We start from the raw sequence: 13,060 nt of genomic DNA, 5'->3' as shown, positions 1-13,060 counted from the left end.
TCGACGTCGGGGTGTCCCGAGCCTCGGGTCACCCCGACGTCGAGGAACGCGAGTGGATCACAACCGCGCCCGCCCCCGGGATCAGAGGATGGCGCCCAGGGCGTCCAGGTCCTCGTCGGTGGGCTGCCAGGAGCCGGCGGCGGCGTTGGCCCGCACCTGCTCCGGCGTGGTGGCGCCGGCGATCACCGAGGTCACGGCCGGCTGGGCGGCCAGCCCACCGATGGCCACCTGGAGCATGGTGATACCCCGCTCGTCCGCGTACGCGCGGATGGCCTCGATCGTGTCCCAGTCGGCCGCGGCGAGCCGCTCGGCGTAGCGGCCGCCACCGGCGAGGCGGCTGCCGGCGGGCGGCGCCGAGTCCCGGTGGTACTTGCCGGTGAGCAGCCCGTTGGCGAGCGGGAAGAACGGCAGCATGCCGAGGCCGAACCGCTCGCAGGCCGGGATGACCTCGGCCTCGACCGACCGCTCCAGCAGGCTGTAGTGGTTCTGCGCGCTGATGAACCGGGACCGCCCGTTCGACGAAGCGACCCAGTCGGCGTCGGCGATCTGCCAGCCGGCGAAGTTGGAGTTGCCCAGGTAACGCACCTTGCCGGCGCGGACCAGGTCGTCCAGCGCGGCGAGGGTCTCGTCGATCGGCGTGCCCGGGTCCGGCTCGTGCATCTGGTACAGGTCGATGTGGTCGGTGCCGAGCCGCCGCAGCGACGCCTCCACCGCCCGGGCGATGTAGCGCCGGGCGCCGCGGGCACCGAAGTCGGGCCCGTTGAGCCCGTGCATGTCCATGCCGAACTTGGTGGCCACCACCACGTCGTCCCGGCGGCCCTTGAGCGCCTGCCCGAGCAACTCCTCCGAGCCGCCCTGCGGCTCGCCGTAGATGTCGGCGGTGTCGAAGAAGTTGATGCCGGCGTCGAGCGCGGCGTCGACCACCGCGCGCGTGCCGTCGACGTCGAGCTTGCGGCCGAAGTTGTTGCAGCCGATCCCGACCACGGACACCACGAGCCCGGAGTCGCCCAACCGGCGGTAGGTCATCTCAGTCACGAGATCAACCCTACTCAGCCCACGTCCCACACCGGCTCCGGTGTCTCCACCACCTCGCCGTCCCCCCGAAAGAGTACGAACCGGTCGAACGTACGGGTGAACCACCGGTCGTGGGTGACCGCGAGCACGGTCCCCTCGAACGCGTTCAGGCCGGCCTCCAGCGCCTCGGCGCTGGCCAGGTCGAGGTTGTCGGTGGGCTCGTCGAGCAGCAGCAGGGTCGCCCCGGAGAGTTCGAGCAGCAGGACCAGGAACCGGGCCTGCTGCCCCCCGGAGAGGGTGCCGAAGCGCTGGTCGCCCTGCGCGGCCAGCTCATACCGGAACAGCGCCGCCATCGCCGCGTGCCGGTCCATGCCGGCCCGGTGCTCGTCACCCCGCCACAGGATCTCGACCAGCGTCTTATCCACCAGCTCCGGCCGGTCGTGGGTCTGGGAGAAGTGGCCGGGCCGGACCCGGGCGCCGAGGCGGACCACCCCGCCGTGCGCGACGGGCGCGAGCTTCGCCCCCTCAGCCGGGATGCTGGCCGGGTCCGGGTCGGTGCCGCCGCGGGCGAGCAGCCGCAGGAAGTGCGACTTCCCGGTGCCGTTGGCGCCGAGGACCGCGACCCGATCGCCGTACCAGAGCTCCAGGTCGAAGGGGTAGGTCAGGCCGTCCAGTTCGAGCTGCTCGGCGATCACCGCACGCTTGCCGGTCCGCCCGCCGGTCAGGCGCATCCGGATGTCCTGGTCCTTCGGGGGTACGGGCGGCGGCCCGGCCTCCTCGAACTTGCGCAACCGGGTCTGCGCGGCCTGGTAGCGGGAGGCCAGTCCGTCGTTGTACGCGGCCTTCTGCTTGTACATCAGCATCAGCTCGCGCAGCTTCTGGTGCTCCTCGTCCCAGCGGCGGCGCAGCTCGTCCAGACGGTCGTGCCGGGCCACCCGCGCCTCGTGCCAGCTGGCGAAGCCGCCCGGGTGCACCCAGGCGCTGCCACCCTCCACCGCGACCACCCGGTCCGCCGTACGCGCCAGCAGCTCCCGGTCGTGCGACACGTAGAGCACCGACTTCGCCGACTCACGCAGCCGACCCTCCAGCCACCGCTTGCCTGGCACGTCGAGGAAGTTGTCCGGCTCGTCGAGGAGGAGCACCTCGTCCGGGCCGCGGAGCAGCAGCTCCAGCGCGAACCGCTTCTGCTGCCCACCGGAGAGGGTCCGGACCGGCCGCTCCCGGGCGGCTTCCCAGGGCAGGTCGAGCACGATGGTGGCGACGGTGTCGAACAACACCTCCGCGTCGTATCCGCCGACCTCGCCCCAGGCGGCCAGCGCGTCCGCGTACGCCAGCTGGGCCTTCCCCGCCGCGGTGCTGTACTTGCCGCGCACCTCGGCCTGCCGCATGGCCGCCTCCGTCGCGGCGAGTCGGTGGCCGGCGTCGCGGAGCGCGGGCGGGGCGAGCGACAGCGCCAGGTCGGCGAGCGTCGACCCGTCGCCGATCATGCCGATGAACTGCCGCATCACGCCGAGCCCACCGGCGCGGGCGATGCCGCCGACGCGCACGGGCAGGTCGCCGGCGACCATCCGCAGCAACGTCGTCTTGCCCGCCCCGTTCGGCCCGACCAGCGCCACCTTCGCGCCCTCGCCGACGCGGAAGGACACGTCGGCGAAGAGTTCCCGGCCGTCGGGAAGGGTGTGCCCGACCGCTGCCACGTCCACGTAACCCACGCCGGGATCCTGCCTCAGACCAGGTGGGGCGGTACATCCATTTACCGGCTGACGTGCAGCACCCGGTAGCCCTTCTGGCTGGCCTGCCGCCGCACCTGCCAGCCCTGCTCGTCCACCAGCCAGCGGTGCAACGAGTCACCGCCGAGGTGCCGGGCTACCACGAGCCAGGCGACCCCGTCGGGCGCGAGCCGGGGCAGCCAGCGACGCAGCAGGTCGTGCAGCTCGTCCTTGCCGATCCGGATCGGGGGGTTCGACCAGATCTGCGCGAAGCGGACGTCGGCCGGCACGTCGTCCGGCGTGCGGACCCGCACCCGGTCGGCGGCGCCGACCCGCTCCGCGTTGGCGGCGGTGAGCTCGCGGGCCCGCTCGTTCACGTCGACCGCCCAGACCGTGGCCGACGGCGCGGTGCTGGCCAGCACACAGGTGATCGGGCCGAAGCCGCAGCCGAGGTCGAGCAGGTCGCCGGTGGTGTCGGCGGTCGGCAGCTCGGCCTTGCGCAGCAGCACGGCGGTGCCGGGGTCGAGCCGGTCGGCGGAGAAGACGCCGCTGGCGGAGGCGAGCGTGAAGTCGCGGCCGGCGGCGGTGAACTCGACCTCCCGCCCGCGGGCGGCGGTCGTGGGTTCAGCGGTGAAGTAGTGGTCGCCGGTCACGCCGGCAATTCTCGCACCGGCCCGGGTGCCGGGCGGCGACGGCCCGACCCGCGCCGGCAATTTCCCATTATTACCACCGAAAGGGACAAACACTCCTACTCTGAGCGTCATGGTGTATCGGTACGAGTCCGATGAGGACGCTTTCGTGGAGTACCCGGAACCCGGGTCCGACCTGTCGGTGCTCGGCGCCGGTCCGCCGCCGGCAGGGCCCTCCCCGTCGCGCTTCCCGACGCCGTCGCTGCCGCGCACGAGCCGGATGGCGCTGCCCGCGTCCACACCCGATCCGCTGCCGGTGCGGGCCGAGGCCCCGGTGGCACCGGCGCCGTCGGCCGCCTCCGGTCCGCCCCCGTCCCGGGGGTACGAGTCGCCCGCCCCGGCCGAGCCGGCGTCCCCACGGCGCGGCGGCGGCCGGCTCTGGCAGGTCCTGATCGGCGGCGCAGCCGTCCTCGTCCTGCTCGCGCTCTGCGGGCTCGGCGCGGCCGCCCTGCTCGTCGACCGCACCCCCGAGCCGCAGTCCACGCCGTCCTACCAGGCCGGCGCCGATCCGTCCGGTGCGCCGGAGCGGGACGACCTGGACTCGCGGGACACCGACCAGGCGCCGCTGACCGCGAAGGAGGTCTTCCCCGGCAAGGAGCTGGTGACGGCCGACGGGCAGCCGGCCTACAAGATCCTCAAGACCCAGTCCAGCGGCAGCTGCGCGGTGGCGGCCACCGACGAGATCGCCGACCTGCTGGTCCGGCTCGGCTGCAACCAGGTGGTCCGGGCCACGCTCCGCTCCCCGGACGGCACCCACCTGGTCACCGCCGGCCTGTTCAACCTGACCGACCGCGCCAGCGCCGAGCGAGCCCGCGACCGGATCCGCCAACTGCTCGACGAGCGGCAGGGCCGCTTCCGCGGCATGGCGGCCGACGAGGACAGCGAGGCGGTCGCCTCCGCCCCCGCCCGCGTCGGCTGGCAGGTACGCGGCCACTACCTCGCGTACGCCGTGGTCGTCCGCAGCGACGGCGAGACGATCCGGTCCGGCGACAGCGCGGCTCGCGAGGTCCTCTTCGACCTGATCGAGCAGCACCTCAACAAGGGCGTGCTGGACCGGCGAGCCGCCGGTGGGACGGCGAGCCAGCCCACCACCGGCGCCTCGGAGAGCGCCGGTGAACCGTCCGGGAACAGCGACGCACCGTCCGGGAGCACCGGCGGCCAGGACGGCACGGACGAGCTGCCGGGCGACTGACGGCCGCACGGAACGTCGACGGGTGCGTGACCACGGGGCACGCACCCGTCGCGCGTCCAGGGCCGCCCGACGGTTCGGCGGCCGACAGCTCGGCGGCCGGCGGTTTAGGCGGCCGCGATTCGGCGGAGCTCAGGCCTCGGCGGGTACCCGCAGGCGGCGGGTGAGGTCGGCGCGGCGAGCGTACTCGGCCGGGTCGTCCGGGTAACCGACCGCCACCAGGGTCAGCCCGTGCGCGGGCGCGACGGTCACCTCGCTGGACCGCTCGCGGCGGGTGAGCAGGCTGGCGGGCCACTCGACGGGCCGCCGGCCGTCCCCGGCGACCAGCATGGCGCCGACCAGGCTGCGGACCATCGCCTGGCAGAAGGCGTCCGCCTGCACGGTGGCGACCAGGACGCCGTCCGGCTCCCGCCGCCACTCCAGCCGGGTCACCTCGCGCAGGGTCGTGGCGTTCTCCTTGCGCCGGCAGTACGCCGCGAAGTCGTGCTCGCCCACCAGACCGGCCGCCGCGGTGTTGAGCGCGTCGACGTCCAGCGGTTTCGGCCAGGCCAGGATCTCGTGCCGGCGCAGCGGCTCGGCCCCGTACGGGGCGTCGGTCACCCGGTACTCGTAGCGCCGGAAGGTGGCCGAGAAGCGGGCGTCGAACTCGGCCGGCACCTCGGTGATCGCCCGGATCCGCACGTCGGTGGGGAGCAGCCGGGCCAGCCGGCGCAGCAACTGCCCCTCCCGCTCCCGCCAGACGGCCGTCGGCAGGTCCAGGTGACAGACCTGCCCGGTCGCGTGGACCCCGGCGTCCGTGCGGCCGGCGACGGTCAGCCCGGTGGCGGTGCCGGCGCCGAGCACCAGGTCGAGCGTCTCGACGAGCACCCCCGCGACGGTCCGGCGGGTCGGCTGAGCCGCCCAGCCCGAGAAGCCGGTGCCGTCGTACGACACGTCCAGCCGCAGCCGGGTCCGCTCGTCCACCTCGTACCTCCGTGACAGGTCGGGCCCGACACCCACCAGGGGTGCCGGGCCCGACGAAAGCCCGTGATCAGGCCTTCTCGTTGTTCTCCTCGACCGCGAGGTCGCTGTCCTCGCGCGCCTCGGCGGTGTCGCCGGACGCCGAGACCGGCGGCTCCGCGTCCTGGTCGGCCGACTCGGCCCGCGGGGTCTCCTCCGCGGGGGCGAGCGCCTCGACCTTGTCCTGCTGGGCGGCCTTGCGGGCGGCGGTCTTCTTGTTCGCCTTCGGCTCGGCGACCTGAAGCTCCTCGACCAGCTCGATGATCGCCATCGGCGCGGCGTCACCCTTGCGCGGACCGGTCTTCACGATCCGGGTGTAACCGCCGGGGCGGTTGGCGTACCGGGGCGCGATCTGGTCGAACAGGGCGTAGACCACGTCCTTGTCCTTGACGACACCCAGCACCCGACGCCGCGAGGCGAGGTCGCCGCGCTTGGCCTTGGTGATGAGCTGCTCGGCCAGCGGACGCAGCCGCCGGGCCTTCGTCTCGGTGGTCTGGATCTTGCCGTGCTGGAACAGCGCGGTGGCCAGGTTGGCCAGCATCAGCCGCTCGTGCGCGGGGCTGCCGCCGAGGCGGGGGCCCTTGGTGGGCGTGGGCATGCTTGGTGCTCCTCAGGTGTGGCGGCAGCGCGGACTAGAGCTGCTCGGTCTCGCGGTAGTCGTCGGTGTCGTAGTCGGCCTCGCCGAAGGCGTCCACGACGTGCGCCGGGTCGAAGTTCGGAGCCGAGTCCTTCAGCCCCAGGCCCATCCCGGCGAGCTTCATCTTGACCTCGTCGATCGACTTCTGCCCGAAGTTGCGGATGTCGAGGAGGTCGGCCTCGGTACGCCCGATGAGCTCACCAACGGAGTTGATGCCCTCGCGCTTGAGGCAGTTGTAGGAGCGGACGGTCAGGTCCAGCTCCTCGATCGGCAGGGCCAGGTCCGCCGCCAGCTGGGCGTCCTGCGGGGACGGCCCGATGTCGATGCCCTCGGCGGTCTCGTCGAGCTCCCGAGCCAGGCCGAAGAGCTCCACCAGCGTCGAGCCGGCGGAGGCCAGCGCGGTGCGCGGGCCCATCGACGGCTTGGTCTCGACGTCGATGATCAGCCGGTCGAAGTCGGTCCGCTGCTCGACACGGGTCGCCTCGACGCGGTAGGTCACCTTCAGCACCGGCGAGTAGATCGAGTCGACCGGGATCCGGCCGATCTCGGCGCCGGCCTGCTTGTTCTGCGCCGCGGTCACGTAGCCGCGACCCCGCTCGACGGTCAGCTCCATGTCGAGCCGGCCCTTGCCGTTCAGGGTGGCGAGCTTCAGGTCCGGGTTGTGCACCGAGACGCCGGCCGGCGGCTGGATGTCACCCGCGGTCACGTCGCCCGGGCCCTGCTTGCGCAGGTACATGCTGACCGGCTCGTCGTGCTCGGAGCTGACGCACAGCTCCTTGATGTTCATGACGAGCTCGACCACGTCCTCCTTGACCCCGGGGATCGTGGTGAACTCGTGGAGCACGCCGTCGATCTTGATCGAGGTCACGGCCGCACCCGGGATCGACGACAGCAGCGTACGCCGCAGCGAGTTGCCCAGGGTGTAACCGAAGCCCGGCTCCAGCGGCTCGATGGTGAACCGGGAACGGGTCTCGTTGATCGACTCCTCGGAGAGGGAGGGTCGCTGGCTGATGAGCATGTCTTCTCTTCTCTTCCGGGGCGCCCGCTATTTGACGCCCACGACACAAACTGTTCCGGTGGCCCGCCCCGGAGGACGGGCCACCGCAACGAGCCCTTACTTGGAGTAGAGCTCGACGATCAGCTGCTCCTGGACCTGGGTGTCGATCACCTGGCGGGCCGGGAGCGAGTGCACGAGGATCTTCATCTGGCTGGGGATCGCCTCCAGCCAGGCCGGCACCGACCGCGAACCGGCCTGCGCCTGCGCCACCACGAACGGGGTGAGCTGCTTGCTCTTCTCCCGAACCTCGATGATGTCGTGCTCCTTGACGCGGTACGACGGGATGTCGACCTTCTTGCCGTTCACCGTGAAGTGACCGTGCTTGACCAGCTGGCGGGCCATGTCACGGGAACCGGCGTAGCCGGCCCGGTAGACCACGTTGTCCAGCCGCGACTCGAGGATCTGCAGGAGGACCTCACCGGTCTTGGCCTGCTTGGCCACGGCCTCCTCGTAGTAACCGCGGAACTGCTTCTCCAGCACGCCGTACACGCGGCGGGCCTTCTGCTTCTCGCGGAGCTGGAGCAGGTACTCCGTCTCCTTGGTGCGGCCGCGGCCGTGCTGCCCGGGCGGGAACGGCCGGGACTCGAACGGGCACTTCGGGCCATCGCACTTGCTGCCCTTGAGGAACAGCTTCATCTTCTCCCGCCGGCAACGGCGGCAGTCAGCACCGGTGTAACGAGCCATCTCTCTCTACCTCTCAGACCCGGCGACGCTTCGGCGGACGGCATCCGTTGTGCGGCTGCGGGGTGACGTCGGAGATCTGACCGACCTCCAGACCGACGGCCTGCAGCGAACGGATGGCGGTCTCCCGGCCGGAGCCGGGGCCCTTGACGAAGACGTCGACCTTGCGCATGCCGTGCTCCATCGCCCGACGCGCGGCGGCCTCGGCGGCCAGCTGCGCGGCGAACGGGGTCGACTTACGCGAGCCCTTGAAGCCCACCTGGCCCGCGGAGGCCCAGGAGATGACCGCACCGGTCGGGTCCGTGATGGACACGATGGTGTTGTTGAAGGTGCTCTTGATGTGCGCCTGCCCGTGGGCGACGTTCTTGCGTTCCTTGCGCCGGACCTTCTTGACGGCGGCTCCGGCACGAGCCTTCGGTGGCATAAGTCTTCTGCGCTCCTAGTTGACTTCCCGGAACCGGTCTGGCCCAGCTCGGCGGACCCCGACCGGCTTTCCGGTTTACGTCTTACTTCTTGCCGGGCTTCTTCTTGCCGGCGACGGTCCGCTTCGGGCCCTTGCGGGTGCGGGCGTTGGTCCGCGTCCGCTGGCCACGCACGGGCAGGCCCCGGCGGTGCCGGATACCGGCGTAGCAGCCGATCTCGACCTTGCGGCGGATGTCAGCGGCGACCTCGCGGCGCAGGTCGCCTTCAACCTTGTAGTTGGCCTCGATGTGGTCGCGGAGCTGGACGAGCTCCTCATCCGTGAGGTCCCGGGCGCGCTTGTCCGGCGAGATGCCGGTGGCGGCGAGCGTCTCCAGAGCGCGGGTGCGACCCACGCCGAAGATGTAGGTGAGCGCGATCTCCATCCGCTTTTCGCGGGGGAGGTCGACGCCGACTAGACGTGCCATGTGCGGGCGTGCTCCTCGTGATGTTGTGGCGGAGGTCTGCACCCGTCCCACCCCGCCCCGGCCGTGTCGCCTCCGACGCGATTCGCGCCGGCGACCGAACGGCCGCTGCCCGAGCGGGCCCCGGCCTCCGACCGGGGGTTGGCCACGAAGGAGTACGCGTGACGCGTACCGCTCGCGGCTGGGACGAGCATGTGTGATGTGTGTGCTCCGGATCTGCCGCCCGGCCGGTCCTCACCGGCCGCGGACGCGACCGGACGAGGGGCTCAGCCCTGGCGCTGCTTGTGGCGCGGGTCGCTGCAAATGATCATGACCCGGCCGTGCCGGCGGATCACCCGGCACTTGTTGCAGATCCTCTTGACGCTCGGCTTGACCTTCACGGTTGCCTTACTTCCCATCAGGCCCGGTGACGCGTCTGGCGCGACCTCGGACGTCGAAGACGGACACGGGGTAGCTTCCGGCCGCCGTCAGGCTTACTTGTAGCGGTAGACGATGCGCCCGCGGGTCAGGTCGTACGGCGAGAGTTCGACGACGACCCGGTCCTCCGGCAGGATGCGGATGTAGTGCTGCCGCATCTTGCCGCTGATGTGAGCCAGCACCTTGTGGCCGTTCGCGAGCTCCACCCGGAACATGGCGTTCGGCAGGGGCTCGATGACCCGACCCTCGATCTCGATGGCTCCGTCTTTTTTCGGCATGTCCTCCGCTGTCCTGACGTCGGTTGCTCCGGACGGCCCACAACGTCTTTCACGGGTAACCGACCAAGATCAGGTAGCCCGCGCCAGCCGCGGTCTCCGACCCCACCGAAGCGCAGGATGGGCATGCCGGAGTGGACGCTGTGCGCCGATCTGAAAGTGTACGCCGGACGGCGCGCTGCCGCCAAACCGCCCCACCACTACGCCCCGAACCAGACAAACCCCACGCTCCCGCACCTCTCCCCCACCCCGGCCCGGCCCCGGCTCGGCCTGACCCCGACCCCGGTCTCGCCCCGGCCACGGCCTGGCCATGGTGATCAAGAGTTCGGCGTCGGGATCGGGCCCCGATCTGACCGAAAGCTCTTGATCACCGAGCGAGTGTGGGCGGGTGGGTGGGGTGGGGGGCTGTCAGCGGGGCACCCGCTGCCCCGAGCGGCTGGGGCCCCTCGGGGCCTGGGATGAGCGGGGTGGTCAGGGGGTGGGGCTGCCGGCGGGTTGGCGGGCGGTCACCAGGTCACCGAGACGGGCCCGACCGCCGTCGGGGGCGGTCAGCACCCACACGCCGTCGGGCAGCAGAGCCATGCTGTGCTCGACGTGCGCCGCCATCGACCCGTCCCGGGTCACCACGGTCCAACCGTCGGCCAGCTCGACCGTACGGGGCGAGCCCATCGTGATCATCGGCTCGATCGCCAGCGCCATCCCCGGCACCAGGCGGGGGCCCTTCCCCGGCCGCCCGTGGTTGAGCACGTGCGGGTCCTGGTGCATCTCGGTGCCGATGCCGTGCCCGCCGTAGCCGTCGACGATGCCGTACCGGCCACCGCGGCGGACGGCGTCCTCCACGGCGTGGGAGATGTCGGTGAGCCGGCCCCGGCCGCTCGCCGCGCCACGGGCCGCGGCGGCGATCCCCGCCCACATCGCGTCCTCGGCGACGGCCGCCATCTTCAGCAGCGCCGGGTCGACGTCGCCGACACCGACCGTGATGGCCGCGTCGCCGTGCCACCCGTCGAGCACCGCACCGCAGTCGATCGAGATCAGATCGCCGTCCGCCAGCACCTGGCTGGGCGCCGGGATCGCGTGAACGACCTGCTCGTTGACGGACGAGCAGATCGACGCCGGGTAGCCGTGGTAGCCCTTGAACGAGGGGACGGCCCCGGCTTCCCGGATGGTCGACTCGGCGATGGCGTCCAGGTCGGCGGTGCTGATCCCCGGGGCGACCGCCTCGCGCATCCGGCGCAGGGCCTCGGCGACCACCAGACCGGCGGCACGCATCTTCTCGATCTGGTCCGGGGTCTTCAGCTGGATGTCCAGCTGGGGACGACGCATGGAGCGTTACCTTTCGTGGCCGTTCAGCGGGGCACGCCGCACGTACCCCGCTGTTCGCACTCTATCCGCCGGAGAGCGGCGGGACGTCAACCCCCGTACGAGCGCAGGGCGTCGATCGCGCGGACCGTGACGTCCTCCACCGGGCCGGTGGCGTCGATCCCGACCAGCTTGCCCTGGGCGCCGTAGTAGTCGACCAGCGGCGCGGTCTTCTCCGCGTACTCCCGCAGGCGGGTCGCGATGGTCTCGGGCTTGTCGTCGTCCCGCTGGAACAGCTCGGCGCCGCACCGGTCGCAGATGCCCTCGCGGGTGGTGGCGTCGAACTCGACGTGCCAGATCTTGCCGCAGCCCCGGCAGGTGCGCCGGCCGGACAGCCGCCGGATCACCTCGTCGTCGTCGACCACCAGCTCCAGCACCACGTCCAGCGCGGTGCCGAGGTCGGCGAGGAGCTTGTCGAGCGCGGCGGCCTGCGGCGTCGTACGCGGGAAGCCGTCGAGCAGGAAGCCCTCACCGGCGTCCGGCTCGGCGAGCCGGTCCCGGACCATGTTGATGGTGACCTCGTCCGGTACCAGCTCGCCAGCGTCCATGTAGCGCTTCGCCTCGACGCCGAGCGGCGTGCCCTGGGACACGTTCGACCGGAAGATGTCGCCGGTCGAGATCTTCGGAACCGAGAGGTGCGCAGCGATGAACTCGGCCTGCGTGCCCTTGCCCGCGCCCGGCGGGCCAACCAGAACGAGTCTCATCTACCGCAGGAACCCTTCGTAGTTCCGCTGCATCAGTTGGCTCTCGATCTGCTTGACGGTCTCCAGACCGACGCCAACCATGATCAGCACAGCGGTGCCGCCGAACGGGAAGTTCTGGTACTGCTGGTTGTCCAGCCAGATGAAGAAGAAGTTCGGCAGGATCGAGACGATGCCCAGGTAGAGCGCGCCCGGCAGCGTGATCCGGCTGAGGATGAAGTCCAGGTAGTCGGCCGTCGGCTTGCCCGGGCGGATACCCGGCACGAACCCGCCGTACTTCTTCATGTTGTCCGCGACCTCGGTCGGGTTGAACGTGATCGAGACGTAGAAGTACGTGAAGAAGATGATCAGCAGGAAGTAGATCGAGATGTAGATCGGGCTGTCGGGGGCCACCAGGTTGTTCTGGATCCAGGCCTGGGTCTTGCCCGGGTTGTTCTGGTCGAAGAACTGCAGCGCCAGCTGCGGCAGGTAGAGCAGCGACGAGCCGAAGATGACCGGGATGACACCCGCCTGGTTGACCTTCAGCGGGATGTAGGTGGAGGTGCCGCCGTACATCCGCCGGCCGATCATGCGCTTGGCGTACTGCACCGGGATCCGGCGCTGCGCCTGCTCGATGAAGGTGACCAGGGTGATGACCACCAGGACCAGGGCGATGACGAGGAAGAACTTCCACCAGCCCTGGGAGGTCTTGATCTGCCAGCCCTCGCCGGGGAGGCGGGCGGCGATCGAGGTGAAGATCAGGACGGACATGCCGTTGCCGACGCCGCGGTCGGTGATCAGCTCACCGAGCCACATGACCACGCCGGTGCCGGCGGTCATCGTCATGACCAGGATGCCCAGGGTCAGCCAGTCCGGGATGCCGGTGCCCTCGGGGATGATCGGGAACTGGTCGCAGCGGTTCTGGAACAGCTGCCCGGAGCGGGCCAGCGCCACGAACGTCGAGGCCTGCAGCACACCGAGGCCGAGCGTCAGGTAGCGGGTGTACTGGGTGATCTTCGCCTGGCCGGACTGACCCTCCTTGCGGAGCTGCTCCAGCCGCGGGATCACCACGGTCAGCAGCTGCAGGATGATCGACGCGGTGATGTAGGGCATGATGCCCAGCGCGAAGACCGAGAGCTGAAGCAGTGCCCCACCGGAGAACAGGTTGAGCAGGTTCAGCACACCAGTGGTGTCGCCCTGCAGCAGGTCGAGGCACTTCTGCACGTTCCCGTACGACACACCGGGGCTGGGCAGGGTCGCCCCCAGCCGGTAGACCGCGATGATGCCGACTGTGAACAGCAGCTTCTTGCGCAGGTCAGGCGTACGGAACGCACTGAGAAAGGCGGACAGCAACTTCTTCCTCCTGCGCGAGGCGGGCCGCCGGATGTCCCTGGCGGATCGGGGTGGGTGTCGGGCGAGCGCCCGATATCCATGGCTGGGAAGGGACTCTAACAGCCCGATCCCGTGCCG

15 protein-coding genes are annotated in these 13,060 nt (G+C 71.0%); 1 reads left to right on the top strand and 14 read right to left on the bottom strand.

Annotation, left to right across the window (positions count from 1 at the left end; all coding sequences use genetic code 11):
• Positions 1 to 81: 81 nt before the first annotated feature.
• From ACIBTV_RS02740 to ACIBTV_RS02730, 3 genes are read right to left on the bottom strand one after another with little or no spacing between them, the layout of a single operon-like run.
• Positions 82 to 1,026 (bottom strand): aldo/keto reductase, encoded by a 945-nt coding sequence (locus ACIBTV_RS02740; RefSeq protein WP_396702048.1) that lies wholly within the window; start codon positions 1,024 to 1,026, stop codon positions 82 to 84.
• A gap of 23 nt (positions 1,027 to 1,049) precedes the next feature.
• Positions 1,050 to 2,726 (bottom strand): ABC-F family ATP-binding cassette domain-containing protein, encoded by a 1,677-nt coding sequence (locus ACIBTV_RS02735; protein WP_396701610.1) that lies wholly within the window; start codon positions 2,724 to 2,726, stop codon positions 1,050 to 1,052.
• A gap of 41 nt (positions 2,727 to 2,767) precedes the next feature.
• On the bottom strand, positions 2,768 to 3,376 hold the full coding sequence (locus tag ACIBTV_RS02730; RefSeq protein ID WP_396701608.1) for a class I SAM-dependent methyltransferase: 609 nt from the start codon (positions 3,374 to 3,376) through the stop codon (positions 2,768 to 2,770).
• A gap of 109 nt (positions 3,377 to 3,485) precedes the next feature.
• Here ACIBTV_RS02730 and ACIBTV_RS02725 point away from each other — a divergent pair, with 109 nt between their 5' ends.
• Positions 3,486 to 4,604, top strand: a complete 1,119-nt coding sequence (locus tag ACIBTV_RS02725; protein WP_396701606.1) for a hypothetical protein — start codon at positions 3,486 to 3,488, stop codon at positions 4,602 to 4,604.
• A 129-nt stretch (positions 4,605 to 4,733) separates the two neighbouring features.
• Here the strand turns inward: ACIBTV_RS02725 and truA are convergent, their stop codons facing one another.
• The 11 genes from truA to secY form a co-directional block, all read right to left on the bottom strand.
• Complete coding sequence (gene truA, locus ACIBTV_RS02720; RefSeq protein WP_396701604.1) at positions 4,734 to 5,564, bottom strand: tRNA pseudouridine(38-40) synthase TruA; 831 nt, start codon at positions 5,562 to 5,564, stop codon at positions 4,734 to 4,736.
• A 67-nt stretch (positions 5,565 to 5,631) separates the two neighbouring features.
• A complete protein-coding gene (gene rplQ / locus ACIBTV_RS02715) occupies positions 5,632 to 6,198 on the bottom strand; it encodes a 50S ribosomal protein L17 (protein ID WP_091594965.1) in 567 nt (188 codons plus the stop codon).
• A 34-nt stretch (positions 6,199 to 6,232) separates the two neighbouring features.
• Entirely contained in the window at positions 6,233 to 7,255 is a 1,023-nt protein-coding gene (locus tag ACIBTV_RS02710; protein WP_007073009.1) for a DNA-directed RNA polymerase subunit alpha, read from the bottom strand.
• A gap of 96 nt (positions 7,256 to 7,351) precedes the next feature.
• The gene (gene rpsD / locus ACIBTV_RS02705) at positions 7,352 to 7,978 is read right to left on the bottom strand and encodes a 30S ribosomal protein S4 (RefSeq protein WP_396701601.1); all 627 of its coding nucleotides are present in this window, start codon (positions 7,976 to 7,978) and stop codon (positions 7,352 to 7,354) included.
• Between the two features lie 13 nt (positions 7,979 to 7,991).
• Positions 7,992 to 8,399 (bottom strand): 30S ribosomal protein S11, encoded by a 408-nt coding sequence (gene rpsK / locus ACIBTV_RS02700; RefSeq protein WP_007073011.1) that lies wholly within the window; start codon positions 8,397 to 8,399, stop codon positions 7,992 to 7,994.
• A gap of 82 nt (positions 8,400 to 8,481) precedes the next feature.
• Positions 8,482 to 8,862 (bottom strand): 30S ribosomal protein S13, encoded by a 381-nt coding sequence (gene rpsM, locus ACIBTV_RS02695; RefSeq protein WP_007073012.1) that lies wholly within the window; start codon positions 8,860 to 8,862, stop codon positions 8,482 to 8,484.
• Positions 8,863 to 9,125: 263 nt separating this feature from the next.
• Positions 9,126 to 9,239: a 50S ribosomal protein L36 gene (gene rpmJ, locus ACIBTV_RS02690; RefSeq protein WP_088982067.1), complete on the bottom strand. Its 114-nt coding sequence runs from the start codon at positions 9,237 to 9,239 to the stop codon at positions 9,126 to 9,128.
• A 93-nt stretch (positions 9,240 to 9,332) separates the two neighbouring features.
• Positions 9,333 to 9,554 carry a translation initiation factor IF-1 gene (infA, locus tag ACIBTV_RS02685; protein WP_007073013.1) on the bottom strand — a complete coding sequence of 74 codons (222 nt, stop codon included), beginning with the start codon at positions 9,552 to 9,554 and terminating at the stop codon, positions 9,333 to 9,335.
• Between the two features lie 468 nt (positions 9,555 to 10,022).
• Positions 10,023 to 10,874 (bottom strand): type I methionyl aminopeptidase, encoded by an 852-nt coding sequence (gene map, locus ACIBTV_RS02680; protein ID WP_396701599.1) that lies wholly within the window; start codon positions 10,872 to 10,874, stop codon positions 10,023 to 10,025.
• An 86-nt stretch (positions 10,875 to 10,960) separates the two neighbouring features.
• Positions 10,961 to 11,614 (bottom strand): adenylate kinase, encoded by a 654-nt coding sequence (locus tag ACIBTV_RS02675; protein ID WP_396701597.1) that lies wholly within the window; start codon positions 11,612 to 11,614, stop codon positions 10,961 to 10,963.
• Complete coding sequence (secY, locus tag ACIBTV_RS02670; RefSeq protein WP_396701595.1) at positions 11,615 to 12,943, bottom strand: preprotein translocase subunit SecY; 1,329 nt, start codon at positions 12,941 to 12,943, stop codon at positions 11,615 to 11,617.
• Positions 12,944 to 13,060 lie beyond the last annotated feature (117 nt).

It is taken from the genome of Micromonospora sp. NPDC049366, assembly GCF_044466625.1.
In the GTDB taxonomy this organism is placed as follows: domain Bacteria; phylum Actinomycetota; class Actinomycetes; order Mycobacteriales; family Micromonosporaceae; genus Micromonospora.
The sequence above is the reverse complement of the archived record's forward strand: the minus strand, read 5'-3'. Positions and strand labels throughout refer to the sequence as shown.